The sequence below is a fragment of the Bacteroides muris (ex Afrizal et al. 2022) genome (assembly GCF_004793475.1).
GTDB lineage: Bacteria > Bacteroidota > Bacteroidia > Bacteroidales > Bacteroidaceae > Bacteroides > Bacteroides muris.
Genome location: NZ_SRYZ01000003.1, coordinates 204903 through 224096 on the forward strand (window position 1 = coordinate 204903; position 19194 = coordinate 224096).

The following is a 19194-nucleotide window of genomic DNA, read 5'->3' on the forward strand; positions in this document are numbered from 1 at the left end:
AAAAGAGACAATGATAGACCAACCCACCATAGACCGCATACTTGATGCCGCACAAATATACGATGTGGTATCAGACTTCGTCACCCTGCGTAAACGCGGCGTGAACTATGTAGGCCTGTGCCCTTTCCACGATGATAAAACCCCTTCCTTCTATGTGTCCCCTGCCAAAGGACTCTGCAAATGCTTTGCCTGCGGAAAAGGAGGAAATGCGGTGCACTTCATCATGGAGCACGAACAGATGTCCTATCCCGAAGCGCTGAAGTACCTTGCCAAGAAGTATGGTATCGAGATTAAAGAACGCGAACTATCCAGTGAGGAAAAGATAGCACAGAGCGAACGGGAAAGCCTCTTCATCGTAAACAACTTTGCCCGCGACTACTTCCAGAATATCCTGAAGAACCATGTTGACGGCAGAAGCATCGGCATGGCCTATTTCCGTAGCCGCGGCTTCCGCGATGACATCATCGAGAAGTTTCAATTGGGTTACTGTACCGAGAGCCACGACGCCCTCGCTCTGGAAGCCCTGAATAAAGGATACAAAAAAGATTATCTCGTCAAGACCGGCCTCTGCTACGAAACGGACGACCACCGACTGCGCGACCGCTTCTGGGGGCGGGTCATCTTTCCGGTACATACTCTCTCCGGCAAGGTGGTGGCCTTCGGAGGACGCGTACTTGCCAGTGCCACCAAAGGTGTCAAGGTGAAGTACGTCAACTCGCCTGAATCGGAAATTTATCATAAAAGCAACGAGCTGTATGGCATATACTTTGCCAAACAAGCCATTGTAAAACAAGACCGTTGTTTTCTGGTAGAAGGTTATACGGACGTCATTTCCATGCACCAATCGGGCATAGAGAATGTGGTTGCCTCTTCGGGCACAGCATTGACACCCGGACAAATCCGGATGATTCATCGCTTCACCAACAATATGACAGTGCTCTACGACGGTGACGCTGCCGGTATAAAGGCCTCTATCCGAGGTATTGACATGTTGCTGGAAGAAGGCATGAACGTAAAAGTTTGCCTCCTGCCCGACGGTGACGATCCGGACTCCTTTGCCCGCAAACACAATGCGACGGAATTCCAGAACTTCATACAAGAGAATGAAACGGACTTTATCCGCTTTAAAACCAATCTGTTGCTTGAAGATGCAGGAAAAGACCCCATCAAGCGTGCCGAGCTTATCGGCAACCTCGTGCAGAGCATTTCCATCATTCCCGAAGCCATTGTGCGCGACGTCTATGTCAAGGAATGCGCCCAGTTGCTGCATGTAGAAGACAAACTGCTGGTTTCCGAAGTCGCCAAGCGTCGCGAAAAGCAAGCCGGGCAACAAGCAGAACGGGCAGAACGCGAGCGCCGATTGGCCAATGCCGCAAGAGCCAACGCAGAAGCAGGCATTGCCAACGGTAACCATACAGCAGCTACAACCACCCCTGATGCACAGCAAGCCGTCGGCTATCCGCCTGAATTGCTGCCTGACGGTTCCCTTTCCGAAACTCCTCCGCCTTTCCCTCCGGAAGAATATGTATCTTTCATCCCGCAGGAAGGAAAAGAAGGACAGGAGTTCTATAAGTATGAACGGCTGATTTTGAAGATGGTAGTACTCTATGGCGAACGGGTGATGTGCAATATCACCGATGAAGAGGGGCAGGAAACTCCTATCACTGTAACCGAATACATTGTCAATGATTTAAAAGAAGACGAGCTTGCCTTCCACAATCCGCTTCACCGGCAAATCCTGACGGAAGCTGCCGAACGCATCCATAATGAGGGTTTTACCGCTGAACGGTATTTTGTGGCGCATCCCGACCCCGTCATCAGCAAGCTGAGCGTGGAACTTATCAGCAACCGCTATCAGTTAAGGAAATCACAGATAGAACAAATGGTGACGGACGAAGAACGCCTCTATGAACTAATCCCACGGTTAATGATTAACTTCAAATATGCCATCGTCTGCGAAGAATTGAAGCATACTCTATCTGCATTGCAAAACCCTGCCATAGCCAACGATGAAACTCAGTGCAACAGCATCATGGAGCGCTACAACGAATTGAACAAAGTAAAAAGCCTCATGGCAAAACGGCTGGGAGACAGAGTCATCCTGAATCTTTAAATTCAATCCGGGGAGTTCTCCGTCACGAATTATGCCTGATTAAATTCATAAATTCCTCGCGGGTCTTCGCTTGGTTGAATGCTCCGGTAAAATCGGATGTAGTGGTAATGGAGTTCTGTTTCTCTACTCCGCGCATCTGCATGCACATGTGTTTGGCCTCCACAACAACCATAACCCCCAGCGGGTTCAGGGTCTCCTGGATACACTCCTTTATCTGGAGTGTCATGCGTTCCTGCACTTGCAGGCGGTGAGAGAAAATATCCACTACACGGGCTATCTTGCTCAGTCCGGTAATGTAGCCGTTAGGAATATATGCCACATGTGCCTTTCCGTAGAATGGAAGCATGTGGTGCTCGCAAAGTGAGAAGAAGTCAATGTCTTTCACAATCACCATCTGGCTGTACTCTTCTTGAAATTTGGCCGAACGAAGCACCTCGTGCGGGTCCATATGATAACCTTTCGTCAACGATAACATGGCCTTCGCCACCCGTTCAGGTGTCTTCTGCAAACCTTCACGTCCGGCATCTTCACCCAGCAGAGTAAGGATGCGGTGATAATGTTCCTTCAGTTCATCCAATGAAGGAGATACGATTTCTTCTTTTCCTAACATGACAATTCTTTATAAGGGGATGTTTATCTGCTCTTTCACGATAGAAACTTCCTTGAATATACCGGTAGCCCGCAACCGACGCATCATGGCATCCGCTTCTTCAATGCTGCGGAAGTCTCCTGCACGGCACAGCCAACGGGGAGGATTGAAAGAGGTATAAACTGTAAGTTCGGGGAAATGTTCCTTAATGCGGGTAGCCACCGCATAAGCTTCGTTCTTGGCCTGACGGGTATTATTCCCTGCATAAACCTGTATGCGGTAACCCGAACTTTTAATCGCTTTCCGTTCGTCTGATCCGACAGGTACATACGCCGAACCTATCAGTGCCGCAATGCGCGCATCCTGATGGATAGTCACCTTACCTTGTCCCGGCACATTACGTTCCAGACTTTTCACAATATTGTTCTGCGCTACAGAAATGGTTGCAAAAGCGAAACATGCAACTAAAAGTAAACCAAGCTTTTTCATAATTGATAATTGATAGTGGATAATTGATAATAAGAAACAAAGGGAATTGATAACCGACAACAAGCACATACATACCCGTTATCAATTATCAATTCTCCATTATCCATTAGTTAAAAGCATCAATGATACCCTTGAAGTCGGAAACCTTCAAGGCAGCGCCACCAATCAGACCGCCGTCAACATCCGGGTTGGCAAACAGTTCCTTTGCATTGGAGGGCTTGCAGCTGCCACCATAAAGGATAGAGCAGTTGTCAGCGATTTCCTTACCATACTTTTCAGCAATCAATGAGCGGATGAAAGCATGGATTTCCTGTGCCTGTTCCGCAGTAGCAGTCTTACCGGTACCGATAGCCCAAACCGGCTCGTATGCCAAGATAATCTTAGAAAAATCTTCGGCAGACAAAGAGAATACAGAAGCCAACTGAGCGGCTACCACTTCATTCTGCTTGTTTGCTTCACGTTCTTCCAGTACCTCACCGATACAGAAAATCGGAGTCAGACCGTTAGCCAAAGCCAATTTCACTTTCTCTTCCAGAATAGCAACTGTCTCACCGTAATAAGCACGACGCTCAGAGTGACCCAGAATGACATATTTTGCACCAGTAGAAGCAACCATAGCAGCTGATACTTCGCCGGTATATGCGCCCGACTCTTTGTCTGCACAGTTTTCTGCACCTACACCAATCTTGGCTGCATCTACCAAAGGAGTAACAGACGCCAGGTGGATAAACGGAGTACAGATGATTACATCACAATTAGGCTTCTCGTTAGCCAATGTTTCATTCAGTTCTTTCGCAAGGGCAATACCCTCCTGGAGGGTCTTGTTCATTTTCCAGTTACCTGCAACAATGTTTTTTCTCATTTTGTTTTATTATTAAAAGGGTTAATTATTTACTATTTGATACTATTCTCTATTCTCGTCTGAGCCGTTGTCTCTCCCGGCGCCTTACGACTAGAATATCGACACAAAGCACCATCATCAGAGGGATGATGAACCATAACAACACATAGCCTATGGTTCGTAAGTCACTTTCCTGCTTCTGCCTGCCCAGTTCCAAGTTGTCCAGGCTGTCAATCAGCACATATTCATCAGGCAGCCGATTGTCACTCCATTTGTTTAAAATCGTTCCGTCCTTTATCAACAGCAAACCGGGATTTGAACGGATAATGGTCTTCAACGTAATATCATCCGTCTGGCAGAAAGGATATTCCGCTCCAGTCTTGTCACGCCACAACTCAATCTCGTCTTCCGGAGATGAAGTCAAGGCATAAAAACCGTAACCGTGCTCCACACTGTAATCATATATTTCGTTGATAAGGTCGATATTGCTGTCATCTGCCTCTTCTATCCGATGGGCAACCAACAGAAACGTATATCCCTTATCCGACAAGACACTGTCCGTTATATCTTCCCATGCTTCCAGACTCATCATGGAAAAATCATGAATGAGGGGTTCATAGCCTTTTTCTTTCAATATCATACGCGACTCCACAAACGTCCATGTGCTGTCCGGGTAATTTTGCAACGTAAATTCCTGACGCTTGCCTCCTTTTTCCAATATGAACCGACTCTCAAACACGCTTGGTTTGGCACCTTCGGGAATTTCCATACCTGCCTTGATATTCGCTCCGATTCTATAAGGACGGAAATCAAGTATCGGCAAATTCTCCAGACAATAAAAGGACAACGCAAACACAAACAGAAACGTATACATGGAAATCATCCACTCTATCTTCGGTGTAATGAAGCGTACCAGCAAATCCTGCCATTTGAATACAGACACTGCCGCCACCAACAACATCACGTTTTTACTGAAAGTCTGCCAATTGGTCAATACCCACGCATCACCAAAACATCCGCAGTCGGACACCGGATTTGCTAAAGCCAGATAAAGCGTCAAAGGGGTCATCACCACCATCAGCAGCAGTGCCAATACAGACGCCACCTTCCGGCGTATACCCAAAAACAAGAAAACACCTACACAGAACTCTATGGCAGACAACACGATTCCCAACAACAACGGCAAATAAGAAGGAAACCAGGAAATTATGCCGAAAGCCGTCAGATAATCCTGAATCTTATAAAAAAAGCCCAACGGGTCAACGGCCTTTACAAATCCGGAGAAAATGAACAAAGCCCCCAGCAGAAAACGACAGAGGTTCACCCAAACCTTTCCGACAATATGTTTCTTGTCAATCTCCAAATTCAATCTTAATTAAGCCGAACACGGAATAGTTAATCATATCCATATAGTTGGCATCAATACCTTCCGAAACCAAAGTCTCTCCGGACAAGCTTTCAATCTGCTTTGTCCGGTAAATCTTCATCAAAATCAAATCCGTATACGAACTGATGCGCATACTGCGCCAAGCTTCATCATAGTCATGATTCTTGGCAAGCATCAACTCCAAAGAGGTTTTGGCATATTTATCATACAGCACCAATGCCTCTTCATTGGTCATATCGGCAGCCTCGGCATAGCCAAGTTCCAACTGTATCAGCCCTACAATTCCATAGTTGACAATAGCTATGAATTCAGAACGGATGCCTTCGTCTACCAAGGTCACTCCTTTCGTTTCAATGCTTCTGATGCGGTTGGCTTTGATGAATATCTGGTCTGTCACGGAAGACGGACGAAGAATGCGCCACGCCGGACCGTAATCATGAAGTTTCTTGGAGAACAAGTCACGGCAAACCGCAATGATATGTTCAAACTGTTGCTTGGTATCTTTCATTTCCTTGCTTGTTTATGCTGAAATACAGCCTATTTTCACAATGCGCTGCAAAGATAGGAATAATTAAAGAAAAAGAAAAAGAGGGCACTCTAAAATCTATTAAAGCCCCTCTTTCTATAGAGATTGTTTTACGTTTTTATGAGCAGCGCAATACTTGTCCCGGTCTCAGGATTGTCTTACGCGTAATCCTGTTCAGTTTGCAAAGTTTGTCTATAGAGGTTCCTTGACGTGCTGCAATTCGTCCCAATGTATCTCCCTTCTTTACCTTATAGAACAGACCTTCACCCGACGCCATGCTACGTGCAGTACCGGAAGAGCCTTTTGCCTTATGGAATGTATAGGAGTCAGCTACGATATCCTGCTTTTCAAAATCAAACATAAGTGCAGGATTGATGGGGATTCCCAAGAAACGGGTTTCAAAGTGAAGATGTGAACCGGTGGAACGTCCGGTATTCCCTCCCAAAGCAATTGGTTCACCGGCTTTTACCAACTGGTTCGTATCAACCAACTGCTTAGACAAGTGTCCGTAAACGGTCTCCAAACCATTGTCGTGACGAATAACGACGTATTTGCCATATCCGCGACGACCTTGATTCTTGACTACACGTACTTTTCCATCAAAAGCCGCGCGAATTGTATCTCCTACATACACCTTGATGTCCAAGCCGTAATGGGCCCTTCTTCTCCGGGGACGGTAACCGAATACATCTGTAATACGGGTATTTGAAGTAGGCATGCAGAAACCGGTCAAATCAAATGTATAGCTCTCAGGCACAATCGCATTGCCATAGGCTTGTACGAATTCGTTATTCCAGTTGGGATATAAATCCAAACCCGGATACAAGGACTGTTCCGCACGTATCTGTTTCTGCAAAGCAAGCGAATCTACACTTTTAAGTTTTCTGTCGATGGGGGCTTGGCGGGCAATCAGGTCTTGCGAGAAAGAATTCAAGCTGACCATTGCCGTCGCAGCCAATAAAGCAGTTCTTATCCAATTAAAATTCATTCGTTTCGTCATTCATTTTGATATCCGTCGCAAGCATCTCGGCAAATCAAACACCACTTGTTCTACACGAATATCCGGATTGATTTTCAAAAAAATTCTCCCAAAGGTAATATTTCTCTCTGAAAAGCGACATCAATCATTAACTATTTTTTTGAAGAAGAGAAAGCTGCAAAACCCACAAAGAAGTCTTAATACGCTATGAATATGACACTTACAAACAAACATGTTTTACAACATAAAACACAACAAAAGTGTATGTTCAACTGTTTTTCTTAGCTAATGGCAGCCCAATTAACGTTCGTTTTTCTCAACGCTTTCAATTGTCGCCACAAGACCTCATTCTCAGGCAACATGCCATGTGGGTCTGCATCCACCACCGTTTGGGCCACTTCACGAACATATTGCAGCAATTGTCCGTCACGGGCTATATCGGCAATCTTCAAATCGAAAGCAATGCCGCTCTGCTGTGTCCCTTCCAAATCTCCAGGACCACGCAGCTTCAAGTCTGCTTCCGCTATTTCAAAACCGTCATTGGTTCGCACCATTATCTCCAAACGTTTCCTTGTATCTTCCGCCAACTTATAACCGGTAACCAATATACAATAGGATTGGTCGGCTCCACGTCCTACGCGTCCCCGAAGCTGATGAAGCTGAGACAGCCCGAAACGCTCGGCGTTCTCAATCACCATCACCGAAGCATTGGGCACATTTACACCTACCTCAATCACAGTGGTAGCCACCATTATCTGTGCCTCACCGGATACGAACAACTGCATCTGGGCATCTTTCTCGGCAGGTTTCATCTTTCCATGCACCTTGCAAACCCTGCACTCGGGAAATTCCTCACAAATATGCAGATATCCTTCCTCAAGATTCTTTAAGTCAATCTTTTCGCTTTCCTTAATCAACGGATAGACAATATAAACCTGCCTACCTTCGGTAATCTGCTTGTGCATAGACTGGTACAAGCTTATCCGACGGCTATCAAACTGATGAAGAGTGACAATCGGCTTACGCCCGGGAGGTAATTCATCGATGACAGACACATCCAAATCGCCATAAAGCGTCATTGCCAATGTACGGGGAATCGGGGTTGCCGTCATCACCAATACATGGGGGGGCTGTACATTCTTTGTCCACAACCGTGCCCGTTGGGCCACGCCGAAACGATGCTGCTCATCAATCACAGCCAAACCGAGCGAAGCAAAATTCACCGTATCTTCAATGACGGCATGAGTACCTATTAATATATGTATGTCTCCCGTCAACAAACCGGCAAGGATAGCTTCACGCCGCTTGCCCTTGACAGAACCGGTCAACAGTTCCACACGAACTTCCATTCCATACAGCAGTTCACGAATGGTTTCATAGTGCTGGTTTGCCAGAATCTCGGTAGGCGCCATCATACATGTCTGGTAACCATTATCGAGCGCCATCAACATGCTCATCAGCGCGACAAGCGTCTTCCCGCTTCCCACGTCCCCTTGCAGCAAGCGGTTCATCTGCTTTCCCGACCCTACATCCTTACGGATTTCCTTCAATACCCGCTTCTGCGCATTGGTCAGTTCAAAAGGAAGATTACGAGAGTAGAAGGTATTGAACACTTCCCCCACCCTTTCAAAAATATAACCGCGATATTTCCGCTGACGGTCTTTCGCATACCTCAGGATGTTCAACTGTACGTAAAAAAGCTCCTCAAACTTCAGCCGATACTGTGCCTTGCGCAATACATCCGGATTAGCGGGAAAGTGTATATTGGCCAAAGCATCCGTCAACGGTATCAGATGATGCCCGGCAAGTATGGCGGGAGAAAGGGTCTCGGGTAATGGCTCACGCAACTGTTGCAGCGCCGTATTCATCATCTTCTCAATGGCATGTGAATTGAGAGAACTCCGCTTCATCTTTTCAGTCGTATTATAATAAGGTTGCAACCCCATGGACGACAATTTCAAGTCCGAAGCAGAGTCTATGTCCGGATGAGCCATGTTTATCCTGCCATTGAAGAAGGTGGGTTTTCCGAATACAATATATTCCTGATGCACTTTATACTTCCCCACCAGATATTTGATACCCTGAAACCAAACCAAGTCCACCACCCCCGTACCATCCGAGAAATGAGCAATCAACCTGCGCTGGCGCCCTTCTCCAGCCGTCTCAAAACTTAGTATCTCACCTTTCAGCTGAATATAGGGCATCGTCCCATCAATCTCCTGAATATAATAAATCCGACTGCGGTCTACATATTTATATGGAAAGTAATATAGTAAATCGTGCAAGGAGTAAATGCCCAATTCCTTATTGAGCACCGAAGCACGCTGCGGCCCGACGCCCGGCAAATATTTTATGTCACGCGTGGCTAAATCGAACATGAATCTATAAGAGCTGTGGCTATTTTTAAATCAAAAGGAGTGGTTATTTTAATGTTCTCCCGGTTTCCCTGCGTCAAAAAGACAGATGCACCCAATGCCTCCACCACAGAAGCATCATCGGTAAAATGGGGCATATAAGGCTGCTCGTATGCCGCTTTCAGCAATTCCGCATCAAAAACCTGAGGAGTCTGCACCAATCTATAGTCATCCCTGCCGACAGTCACACTGCCTTCCCCTCCTATACGTCGAACGGTCTCTACCACACCGATTACCGGAATTACGGCCTTTTTCTCAGCTGCCAAGTCATAGCAGCGCGTAATCACCTCCCGGGCCACAAACGGACGTACCCCATCGTGCACACCAACCAAAGCAGGTGTCTTTACCAAAGCCAAACCATTCTTTACGGAGTGAAACCGCGTCTCCCCTCCATCTGCAATAACATGCGGCAATGAAAAACAGTACTCCTTGCACAGCTGCCTCCAGTAGTCCTGCTGGCTGTGAGGAAGTACTAATATAATCTGTATCTCAGCATTACAGGCATAAAAAGCTTCCAACGTGCGCATCAAAACCGGCTTTCCTCCTATCGGAAGAAACTGTTTGGGAAGGTCGGTTCCCATGCGCAAGCCCTTACCACCTGCTACAATCAGAGCATACTCCATTAATTGAGATTTGAAAATTAAAGAACACACATGGCTTCTTTCAGTTCCTGCACTTTTCCTTTGCCTTGTAGCAGTTCCACTACAGCCAATGCAAAGTCCATAGCAGCACCCGGTCCTTTTCCTGTAATAATATTGCCGTCTCTTTCTATCAGAGCACCCGTACATTCGGCACCTTCCAGATATTGTTCAAATCCGGGATAACAAGTAGCCTTCTTGCCTTTCAGCAATCCCAGCTTACCCAATACCATTGGAGCTGCACAAATAGCAGCAATCGGTTTCTGCTCTTGGGCAAAACGCAGTATCAGGTTACGCAGTTCTCCACATTTTTCCAAAGTGGACGCACCCGGCATACCTCCCGGCAACAATATAAGATCTGCATCGTAGAAGTCGCAGTTTACCACATTCTTATCACACAAGACCGGCACATTGTGCGCTCCCGTCACTATTTCATCAGGAGTTACCGTCACCATTTCTACGTTCAATCCGGCACGTCTCATCACATCTACAGAAGTAAAAGCTTCTATTTCTTCAAATCCGTCGGCAAAAAAGACATAAACTGTACCCATAATTGTTCCTCCTCTTATTTTAGATTAAAATAATACGTTATTGTTCCCGTCTGATTGTTCAGGCCGCTTACCGCATTGAAACGGGCTTTCCTGGCAGCATCTTCCGCCGCTTTCCGCAATGCCGGATTGACGGTATTGGTCTGACGGTTGATACTGGTCGCTATCACATGTCCGGCAGGGTTCACTGTGATGGTCACCACAACCCGGCCCTCATCCTGCACATTATATACCGGTCGGGGCAATCCGCCCTCACCGAGAGAACGCCCGCCCAAATTAAACGAACCGTAACCTCCCGTACCCGAAGTAGCTCCGGACGGAGCATTCCCCGTAGGACTTCCTTGAATACCTTCTCCTTCCGTGTCACCTTTACTACCCATTTGGGCACCTTTGCCAAAAGCGCCGGCCACTCGTCTGCGGGCAGCCTCTTCGGCTTCCTTACGCTCCCGCTCGGCTTTTGCCGCCGCCAGTTTACGGGCTTCTTCCGCTTTTTCGGCTTCCGTTTTTTCCGGCTTCTTCACCTCCTCTTTTTTCTTGGGTTGGGCTTTGGGTTTTATCGCAACTGACTCTTCAGTTTCCTGCGTAATGATATCCTGCTCCACCGTTTCCTGCACCTGGGGGGCAATTTCCTCCGGCATAACGTCCACCTTTACCAAAGAAGGATCGGCAGCACCGAGTGCATCGGGCACTTCTCCCAACATAACAGGCACACCACCTTCTTCCGAAGGTTCCGGCCGGGTGAATCCTACCAGTATCAGAAGGGTGATAATGGCAATATGCACCACGAATGCACCTGCCATACCTATATATTTTCCTTTCTTCTTCTGATTCACCATTGCATTTACAATTTAACCATGTATAATGTACGATTTAGTTTTCCGGCGGCCGTGTTGCCAGCACCATCTTGAACTTATTCTCATTCGCAATATTCAGCACCTTCACGATTTCCCGATAGGGCACCGTTTCGTCAGCATACAAAGCTATATACATTTCAGGTTCCTTCTCCGCACACGATTGCAGGAAAGGAGTCAATTCTTCAAGCGTCAGAGACTGTTCCTTGTCATTGCCAAAAGCAGCATAATAATTCAGGTTCTTATCTATGATGACTCTTGTCAAAGGCTTCGCAGAGGTCTGTTGCTTTCCCTGCGGCAACAGCACCTTGATAGCATTGGGTGACACCATGGTAGACGTTATCATAAAGAAAATCAGCAGCAGGAAAATCAAGTCCGTCATGGACGCCATACTGAAATTGGGCGATATTTTAGCTCTACGTTTTAACACGCTTCTCCTCTTCTTTTAATTATTCATTTTTTAATAAATCATTTCGCCGGTTCATTCAACAAATCCATGAATGCCATTGTCTTGGCTTCCATCTTGTTGACCACGCCATCTATCAGTGTCACCAGATAATTATAGGCAAACATAGCTATGATGCCGACTATCAAACCGCCCACCGTAGTAATCATTGCCTCATAAATACCGCCGGAAAGCAAGCTGATATCAATGTTATTCCCGGCATTCGCCATTTGCCAAAACGCACGTACCATGCCTGTCACCGTGCCAAGAAAGCCAAGCATAGGAGCCCCACTGGAAATAGTGGCCATAATCGTCATTCCCTTCTCCAGTTTGGCAACCTCAATATTACCCACATTCTCGATGGCAGCCTGCACATCGTTCACCGGGCGTCCCAAACGGCTGATACCTTTTTCAATCATACGAGCCGAGGGAGTATCCACACTGCGACAATAAGCAATGGCAGCTTTCAATTCCCCACCCAAAATATAATCCTTTATTTTATCCATGAACTGAGGGTCTTCTTTCCCCGCCTTCCGGATAACATAATTACGTTCAAACAAGATGTAAAAACAAAGTACGGACATCAATCCCAAGACAACCATAATCCAGCCACCTTTAATGGCCATGCTCCATAAATTCATTTCGTCGGAAGCGTTTACTTGTGTCAGTACCGGATTGGCACCTGAAATAGAGTCAGTCAGTGCCGAAGCCACTTGGGCCAATAACAACATTACATTCATCAGCGAAGACAGTTTTTATATTCCTTGACCGTACGCTCCAATCCCAGATACAATGCGTCACTAATCAGCGCATGCCCGATGGACACCTCGTCCAGCCACGGAATGTTTTGATAAAAATAATTCAGATTCACCAGACTCAGGTCATGTCCGGCATTCAGCCCCAGACCTAAGCTTCGGGCCACCTTGGCAGCCTCGACAAAAGGAGCCACAGCCGCTTCCCGTCCTTTGGGATAAGCCGTAGCATAAGGTTCCGTATATAGCTCCACGCGGTCGGCACCGGCCTTGGCGGCATATTCAATCATTTCGGTATCGGTGGAAACAAATACGGAAGTACGGATACCGGCATTGTTGAACTCATCCAGCACTTCGTTCAAGAAGTCAAAATGGGTCTTGGTATCCCAACCTGCGTTTGAAGTCAGCTGTGTAGGACTGTCTGGAACCAAAGTAACCTGATGCGGTTTCACCTTCAAGACCAGATCTATAAAATCGGGTGCAGGATAACCTTCGATATTGAACTCCGTACGCAACAACGGCCGCAAATCATACACATCCTTACGGCGAATATGCCTTTCATCAGGACGGGGATGCACCGTAATACCATCAGCACCAAAGCTTTCACAATCCTGCGCAACCTTTATAACATTCGGGACATCACCTCCACGGGCATTGCGCAGCGTTGCAACCTTATTTATATTTACGCTTAATCTCGTCATAATTCGGTTTATAGTTTGGGACAAAAGTACAAATAATAGCAATATGTTGGCAGCATTCTGAGAAAAAAATAGCATCTTTGCGCAGCATAACAATAGATTGACTATGAAATTTGCCATAATTGGAAATACTTACCAAGCAAAAAAATCTTCCCATGCAGAGAATCTTTTCCGCATATTGGAACGGCATAATGCACAACTTTGTGTCTGCCGGGAATTCTATCATTTTCTGACTGCCGACTTACATCTTGACATACCGTCTGCCGAATTATTTGACGAAGATGACTTTCATGCCGACATGGTTATCAGCATCGGTGGTGACGGTACTTTTCTGAAGGCAGCCAGCCGTGTAGGAAAAAAGAATATTCCAATTTTAGGCATTAATACCGGCCGTCTGGGATTTTTAGCGGATATCTCTCCCGAAGAAATGGAGAACACTTTTGAAGAAATTTACAATAACCATTATAAAGTGGAAGAGCGTAGTGTGCTACAACTGAAATGTGATGACGAACTATTGATGAAGTTTCCTTATGCACTCAATGAAATTGCCGTACTAAAAAGGGACAGTTCTTCCATGATCAGTATCCACGCCGCCATCAATGGCGCTCCACTGACAACCTATCAAGCCGATGGACTGGTCATTTCCACCCCTACTGGCTCTACTGCCTATTCGCTCAGCGTAGGAGGTCCGGTCATCGTTCCTCACAGTAAGACGATTGCCATTACTCCTGTGGCTCCGCATAGTCTCAACGTCCGTCCCATCGTCATTTGTGACGACTGGGAAATTACACTTGATGTGGAAAGCCGTAGCCATAACTTCTTGGTTGCCATCGACGGCCGTAGCGAGTCCTGCAAAGAAACTACCCGGTTGCATATCTCACGGGCAGATTATTCCATCAAAGTAGTAAAACGCTACAACCACATCTTCTTTGACACATTACGAAATAAATTGATGTGGGGGGCGGATATCAGATAATATCCGTATATTTGCAAAGCATTCTAACTTTACCTTCAATATAAATGAAAACATTTTTCACCTTCCAAAGAACAGGAATATGCCTCCTGCTCGCAATGTTATTATCAGTATGCCATATTCAGGCACAAAACAACCTGGCAGCTTTGCTCCCCTTACCCAACCACATTCAACAAGGTGAAGGTTTATTCCGACTTTCGGAAAATGAAAAAATGGTTATCAGTTCCGGTACATTATCGTTCATTGCCAATGAACTACAAAACATTTGGCACCAACGATTCGATATGGAGCTCCCGATTGGTACAGAAGGAAGAATCAAGCTTCTACTTAACTCTGAAATTCCTGACTATGAACAATACAGGCTCTCCATAACTCCCAACGAAATAACCATTGAAGGTAAAACCGCCGCCGGCATACTCTATGGTATATACACCCTTGACCAAGTACTCTTAGGAGATGTCATAAACACCGGAAACAAAAAAATCCAGTCCCTCTTCATCAAAGACAGCCCGGCGTATGCACACCGTGCGTTAATGCTCGACCCTGCCCGTCATTTTCTACCCGTGGATGATGTGAAACACTACATCCGGCAGATGGCACGTTATAAATTCAATGTATTGCAGCTCCACCTCAGTGACGATCAAGGCTGGCGAATTGAAATCAAAAGTCATCCTAAACTAACCGAAGTGGGCGCTTTCCGTACTCCTCAAGGGGGTAATAACGGACCCGACAACGGTTTCTATACCCAAGAGCAAATTAAAGACCTGGTAGAATATGCCGCAAACCTGAACGTGGAAATCATTCCCGAAATAGATATACCCGGACATACGGCTGCCATTCTTACAGCTTATCCGGAACTGCGTTGTGACATCCATAAAGACTCCATCTTCAAATTGGGCAAAACGGACAATGTCATGCTTTCCGCAGCCAATCCGCAAGTATATAAGCTCCTTGATGATGTCATCCGCGAAATGTCACTTCTCTTCCCCTCCAAGAAGATTCATTTGGGAGGGGATGAATCCGCCATCAAGAAGAACTGGGCAAAAAGCCCCGAAAACCTTCAACTGATGAAGGAACACGGCTATACCAATCCTGACCAATTAATGAACATCTTCTTCGGAAAGGTGTTGACTTCTACCAAACGGTACGGACTCCACACCATCCTCTGGTGCGAGCTGGATAATATCTATTACCCTGCCAGCAAATATCTCTTTGACTATCCACAAGATGTCACCCTCGTGACTTGGCGAAACGCCCTCACTCCTAAATGTATCGAACTGACACGGAAATCCAACAACACTCTTATTCTTGCTCCCGGTGAGTACGCTTATCTAGACTACCCGCAATACAAGAACGATTTTCCGGAATTCCACAATTGGGGAATGCCCATCACTACCCTTCAGAAAACATTCAGCTTCGATCCCACTTACAAACTAGAGGCTGACAAGCGCAAACAAATCATAGGAATCATGGGAACCCTATGGGGAGAAGCCATCAAAGATATAAACCGTGCCACCTATATGACTTTCCCCCGAGGATTGGCTTTAGCCGAAGCCGGCTGGAACAAAAATCCCGGTACAGACTGGAAAGACTTTAAACGCCGGATGTTACCTAACCTATACAATCTGATTCAACGGGGGGTGTCTATCCGTGTGCCTTTTGAGGTGTTCGGGAAAAATGAGAATTAAACTGCTACCAAGCCTAAAAAATAGATAGCGAACTATCTGGTTAGGGAAAAGAATATAATCATTTTGCATTAATAGAATGCACTCAAATAATTAAATAATTCATAACTTTACCACCGGATTTTCTATTCTCCTTATCAAAGAGAATGATTTTATCTTTTGTTTTAGTATGGTTGCAGATGATATTTTATTATTGAAACTTATACAATCTAAAGATGAGCACGCTTTCAAATATCTATTTGATATGTATTTCGTGCCCCTCTGTCGATATGCGCATTTATATCTGAACAACACACAAGAGGGAGAAGAACTCGTTCTTGATATTTATATGTACTTATGGGAGCATGGTAATCAAATAAATCTGACTTTATCACTAAAAGCCTACCTTTTCCAAGCAGTACGTAACCGATGTCTGAACTGTTTACGAGACAAAAAAAAGATGCTTCCGCTTGACGAGGCAAACGATATAATCAATGATGAAACAGCTTCAATGCTTGAAATGGAGGAATTGAATCTTCTTGTACAGGAAGCTATTTACGCATTGCCCGACAAATGCCAAAAAGTATTCCGATTAAGCCGGGAAGGAAGCAAAACCAATCAAGAAATAGCCAATGAAATGAACGTCTCGGTAAAAACAGTGGAGGCACAGATTACCAAAGCATTAAAACGTATCAAAAATTTTCTTGATGATAAATATGCCTATCTCTTTTAAATCCCCTTGCTTTAGCCACATGCTATTACGAACCAATACTAAAGCAGGGGGATTTTTTATATTCACCTCACTTTTTAAAACCCGGAATGCTCCTGCTTATTTTCATAAAATTTAGTTCCCCTGTTCTTTTCTCCGGAATAATTCCACTCTATTTCGTCCATATATTCCTCTCCATTTTTTACGGCCACTGCCTTCAATATATTCTTTCCATTATCAAGGGAAACATGGTCAAAGACATAATGCACTTCTGTATAGCCTTTTCGAATACCCTGCAACTCTTTACCATTCAGATAGACCTTGGGAGTTCCAATATTCGAATAAACTGTTACTGAAGTTTCTTTACGCTCCCTGTCTATATTACGACGTTGAGTAAGATGCACTACGGGCTCCTTGCTCCAATTCGCTTTATACCAATAATAGGAATCTTTTCTTGTTTTTCTGTCAAATGTCATCAAGCCTTTCATATTCCGGGCCACAATTCCTCCACGATTAGCCATAGGAGTAGCAAAGTCAAAAGAGTTCCATAAATAAGAAGCTACGATATACGGATGTTTAGCAATCACACTCCAATGATATTCATGCACTTTGGTCTGAAATGTCTCCGGATAATATTGTTCCCACCATTTCAAAGATTCTCCCAACAGTTCCGTCTGATGATTAATATTGGCATCCGCACCATACTCCGAAAGAATAAATTTTTGGCTAGGATACTCTTTTTCCAAATCTTCTATCCACGTGTCTATATCCTTGATTTTTTTCTCATACCAGCCAAAATAACGATTCATTGCCTGAATATCAGCATTTAGATTCACCGGATGATTCATGTGTCCATAACCATTTACTGAAACAGTATAACGGTCAGGGTCTTCTGTTTTAGCAAGGTCATGAAGATCGGCAGTAAGCTGTGCCGTATATTCATGGGGAGAATATACCTCATTGTGCAATCCCCACACATAGATGGAAGGATGATTGTAATTCTGACGGATTAGCTCCCTAAGCTGGTTCTTTGCATTTTCGGCTTCTTCTCCTGTCACCCGATTCACAAAAGGAATCTCAGCCCAAAGAATCAATCCTAAAGAATCACAACGCGAATAGAGGTATTCCGATTGCTGGTAGTGGGCAAAACGGACGGTAGTGGCACCTACCTCCATGATTTGCTCCAAGTCGAAATCATGATGCTCGTTCTTCAAAGCACTGCCCAATCCCCACCAATCCTGATGGCGACAGACACCATACATCGGATATTTTTCTCCATTCAAGAAAAATCCCTTACCAGCAACCATTTCATATTTCCGTATCCCCAAGGGTTGCACAACCTCATCTATCACCTTCCCCTCCTGCACTAATCGAGAAACCACTTTATACAAATAAGGGTTCTGACGGCCTTGCCACAAATGCGGTTTATTCAGACGGAATGCAGACGCATAGGTTTGCGTGCCTTGTGACGTCAGACTCAACGATTGCCTACCCGAGGTTATCAGCTTTCCTTCCTGAGTATAAATCAGATTTTCAAGTATCAAAGGAACAGGATGCAAAGAAGCATTGTCCACTTTTACCGTCACCGTTACATCCGCTGAGCGTTTGGAAACATTCTTCTGTTTAATATATACACCGGAAGAGGCATTATCAGTCACCGTAATATTACTTTTTTCAGTAACCACCAGCCAAACCGGACGGTAGATACCTCCATACACACCAAACAGCACATGATTTACCGGAATCACATCCGGACGCGACTTATTATCCGCCTTGACTACAATTTCATTGTTTTCACCAGATTTTAATGCTGTTCCTATCTCAATGACAAAAGCGGAATACCCTCCCTTATGAGTTCCCACCAACTGATTGTTAACATATACCTCCGCACAGGTACCTACTCCCTCGAAGCGAAGAAACACCCTTTTGCCTTTCAGACTATCAGGACAGAAGTATTCTTTACGATAATAACCAACCCCTTCATAAAAATCATTATACCGTGTTTGCATGTCTTGAGCATTCCAAGTATGAGGAATCTCTACTTTTTCCCACTTGTCGCTCCAACTGGCAACGGCTCTAACAATCTCTTTTGAAAATGAACCTTTCTTAAACTCCCATCCTGTATTAAAAGAAGTAACATCACGTGCTACTACACTACTGACAACAAGCAAACAGGCCAATAGTAAACTGACATTTTTTTTCCTCATTTTTTATTTGAAATTAATTACATATTTATGACACAAAAATAAGAGCCAACCCTTAGAGCCTGTTTAAATTTTCCTCAATAATAATCTTATAGCGGCTAATTTGACCATTTCCTCTGCCGAGTCGAATGTTAGTTCATAGTTTCGGCAGAGCCTTCTATTGTAATCCATCCATGAGAATGTTCTTTCCACAATCCATCTCTTTTGAATGGGTCTGAATCCCTGTTCCTTGTACGCACTGATAACAACCTGAATGACATATCCGAATTTCTTTCTTATGTTATCGACAAGTTCTCCTCGGTAACCTCCATCGGCAAGAATGTTTCTTACACTGGAGCACATCTCCTTAAGAACCCTCATCAGCAAATAAGCGG

General features: G+C 45.1%; 19 protein-coding genes. 4 read left to right on the forward strand and 15 right to left on the reverse strand.

The features are described from left to right. Positions 1–10: 10 nt before the first annotated feature. The gene (gene dnaG, locus E5355_RS02835; RefSeq protein WP_136009098.1) at positions 11–2113 is read left to right on the forward strand and encodes a DNA primase; all 2103 of its coding nucleotides are present in this window, start codon (positions 11–13) and stop codon (positions 2111–2113) included. Between the two features lie 22 nt (positions 2114–2135). Here the strand turns inward: dnaG and folE are convergent, their stop codons facing one another. The 13 genes from folE to E5355_RS02900 form a co-directional block, all read right to left on the reverse strand. Further along, entirely contained in the window at positions 2136–2723 is a 588-nt protein-coding gene (folE, locus tag E5355_RS02840) for a GTP cyclohydrolase I FolE (RefSeq protein ID WP_005829983.1), read from the reverse strand. 9 nt (positions 2724–2732) lie between these two features. Further along, positions 2733–3191: an SPOR domain-containing protein gene (locus E5355_RS02845; protein ID WP_035457767.1), complete on the reverse strand. Its 459-nt coding sequence runs from the start codon at positions 3189–3191 to the stop codon at positions 2733–2735. 106 nt (positions 3192–3297) lie between these two features. Further along, positions 3298–4053 carry a triose-phosphate isomerase gene (gene tpiA / locus E5355_RS02850; RefSeq protein ID WP_005829974.1) on the reverse strand — a complete coding sequence of 252 codons (756 nt, stop codon included), beginning with the start codon at positions 4051–4053 and terminating at the stop codon, positions 3298–3300. A 49-nt stretch (positions 4054–4102) separates the two neighbouring features. Continuing rightward, positions 4103–5395 (reverse strand): BT_3928 family protein, encoded by a 1293-nt coding sequence (locus E5355_RS02855; RefSeq protein ID WP_016273108.1) that lies wholly within the window; start codon positions 5393–5395, stop codon positions 4103–4105. Next, entirely contained in the window at positions 5385–5927 is a 543-nt protein-coding gene (locus E5355_RS02860; protein ID WP_016273109.1) for a DUF1599 domain-containing protein, read from the reverse strand. The genes E5355_RS02855 and E5355_RS02860 overlap by 11 nt, the downstream gene beginning before the upstream one ends. 136 nt (positions 5928–6063) lie before the next feature. Next, on the reverse strand, positions 6064–6933 hold the full coding sequence (locus E5355_RS02865) for a M23 family metallopeptidase (protein WP_136009118.1): 870 nt from the start codon (positions 6931–6933) through the stop codon (positions 6064–6066). Positions 6934–7205: 272 nt separating this feature from the next. Continuing rightward, positions 7206–9302 (reverse strand): ATP-dependent DNA helicase RecG, encoded by a 2097-nt coding sequence (gene recG, locus E5355_RS02870; protein ID WP_136009099.1) that lies wholly within the window; start codon positions 9300–9302, stop codon positions 7206–7208. Next, a complete protein-coding gene (locus E5355_RS02875) occupies positions 9290–9961 on the reverse strand; it encodes a 2-C-methyl-D-erythritol 4-phosphate cytidylyltransferase (protein WP_136009100.1) in 672 nt (223 codons plus the stop codon). The genes recG and E5355_RS02875 overlap by 13 nt, the downstream gene beginning before the upstream one ends. Positions 9962–9978: 17 nt before the next feature. Continuing rightward, positions 9979–10527 carry a DJ-1 family glyoxalase III gene (locus E5355_RS02880; protein ID WP_136009101.1) on the reverse strand — a complete coding sequence of 183 codons (549 nt, stop codon included), beginning with the start codon at positions 10525–10527 and terminating at the stop codon, positions 9979–9981. 14 nt (positions 10528–10541) lie between these two features. Continuing rightward, positions 10542–11360 carry an energy transducer TonB family protein gene (locus E5355_RS02885; protein ID WP_136009102.1) on the reverse strand — a complete coding sequence of 273 codons (819 nt, stop codon included), beginning with the start codon at positions 11358–11360 and terminating at the stop codon, positions 10542–10544. Between the two features lie 34 nt (positions 11361–11394). Further along, positions 11395–11805, reverse strand: a complete 411-nt coding sequence (locus E5355_RS02890; protein ID WP_246866876.1) for an ExbD/TolR family protein — start codon at positions 11803–11805, stop codon at positions 11395–11397. A gap of 38 nt (positions 11806–11843) precedes the next feature. Beyond that, positions 11844–12560 (reverse strand): MotA/TolQ/ExbB proton channel family protein, encoded by a 717-nt coding sequence (locus E5355_RS02895; RefSeq protein ID WP_136009103.1) that lies wholly within the window; start codon positions 12558–12560, stop codon positions 11844–11846. Next, entirely contained in the window at positions 12560–13273 is a 714-nt protein-coding gene (locus tag E5355_RS02900; RefSeq protein ID WP_136009104.1) for a pyridoxine 5'-phosphate synthase, read from the reverse strand. The genes E5355_RS02895 and E5355_RS02900 overlap by 1 nt, the downstream gene beginning before the upstream one ends. A gap of 103 nt (positions 13274–13376) precedes the next feature. On the opposite strand from E5355_RS02900, the gene E5355_RS02905 reads away from it, so the two are divergent. The 3 genes from E5355_RS02905 to E5355_RS02915 all read left to right on the forward strand — a co-directional run bounded on the left by E5355_RS02905 (position 13377) and on the right by E5355_RS02915 (position 16640). After that, on the forward strand, positions 13377–14246 hold the full coding sequence (locus E5355_RS02905; protein ID WP_136009105.1) for an NAD kinase: 870 nt from the start codon (positions 13377–13379) through the stop codon (positions 14244–14246). A gap of 44 nt (positions 14247–14290) precedes the next feature. Continuing rightward, positions 14291–15931, forward strand: coding sequence for a beta-N-acetylhexosaminidase (locus E5355_RS02910; protein ID WP_136009106.1), 1641 nt, complete (start codon positions 14291–14293; stop codon positions 15929–15931). A gap of 166 nt (positions 15932–16097) precedes the next feature. After that, positions 16098–16640: an RNA polymerase sigma-70 factor gene (locus tag E5355_RS02915; RefSeq protein ID WP_136009107.1), complete on the forward strand. Its 543-nt coding sequence runs from the start codon at positions 16098–16100 to the stop codon at positions 16638–16640. Positions 16641–16714: 74 nt separating this feature from the next. Here the strand turns inward: E5355_RS02915 and E5355_RS02920 are convergent, their stop codons facing one another. Then, positions 16715–18823 (reverse strand): glycoside hydrolase family 2 protein, encoded by a 2109-nt coding sequence (locus E5355_RS02920; protein WP_136009108.1) that lies wholly within the window; start codon positions 18821–18823, stop codon positions 16715–16717. Positions 18824–18886: 63 nt separating this feature from the next. Then, positions 18887–19194 (reverse strand): transposase (locus E5355_RS02925; RefSeq protein WP_136009109.1); only part of this gene is annotated, 308 nt, incomplete at its 5' end.

Coding starts and splice junctions, on each gene's coding strand:
- dnaG (WP_136009098.1), top strand. CDS start 11: ATGATAGACCAACCCACCATAGACCGCATACTTGATGCCGCACAAATA.
- folE (WP_005829983.1), bottom strand. CDS start 2,723: ATGTTAGGAAAAGAAGAAATCGTATCTCCTTCATTGGATGAACTGAAG.
- E5355_RS02845 (WP_035457767.1), bottom strand. CDS start 3,191: ATGAAAAAGCTTGGTTTACTTTTAGTTGCATGTTTCGCTTTTGCAACC.
- tpiA (WP_005829974.1), bottom strand. CDS start 4,053: ATGAGAAAAAACATTGTTGCAGGTAACTGGAAAATGAACAAGACCCTC.
- E5355_RS02860 (WP_016273109.1), bottom strand. CDS start 5,927: ATGAAAGATACCAAGCAACAGTTTGAACATATCATTGCGGTTTGCCGT.
- E5355_RS02865 (WP_136009118.1), bottom strand. CDS start 6,933: ATGAATTTTAATTGGATAAGAACTGCTTTATTGGCTGCGACGGCAATG.
- recG (WP_136009099.1), bottom strand. CDS start 9,302: ATGTTCGATTTAGCCACGCGTGACATAAAATATTTGCCGGGCGTCGGG.
- E5355_RS02875 (WP_136009100.1), bottom strand. CDS start 9,961: ATGGAGTATGCTCTGATTGTAGCAGGTGGTAAGGGCTTGCGCATGGGA.
- E5355_RS02880 (WP_136009101.1), bottom strand. CDS start 10,527: ATGGGTACAGTTTATGTCTTTTTTGCCGACGGATTTGAAGAAATAGAA.
- E5355_RS02885 (WP_136009102.1), bottom strand. CDS start 11,360: ATGGTGAATCAGAAGAAGAAAGGAAAATATATAGGTATGGCAGGTGCA.
- E5355_RS02895 (WP_136009103.1), bottom strand. CDS start 12,560: ATGAATGTAATGTTGTTATTGGCCCAAGTGGCTTCGGCACTGACTGAC.
- E5355_RS02900 (WP_136009104.1), bottom strand. CDS start 13,273: ATGACGAGATTAAGCGTAAATATAAATAAGGTTGCAACGCTGCGCAAT.
- E5355_RS02905 (WP_136009105.1), top strand. CDS start 13,377: ATGAAATTTGCCATAATTGGAAATACTTACCAAGCAAAAAAATCTTCC.
- E5355_RS02910 (WP_136009106.1), top strand. CDS start 14,291: ATGAAAACATTTTTCACCTTCCAAAGAACAGGAATATGCCTCCTGCTC.
- E5355_RS02915 (WP_136009107.1), top strand. CDS start 16,098: ATGGTTGCAGATGATATTTTATTATTGAAACTTATACAATCTAAAGAT.
- E5355_RS02920 (WP_136009108.1), bottom strand. CDS start 18,823: ATGAGGAAAAAAAATGTCAGTTTACTATTGGCCTGTTTGCTTGTTGTC.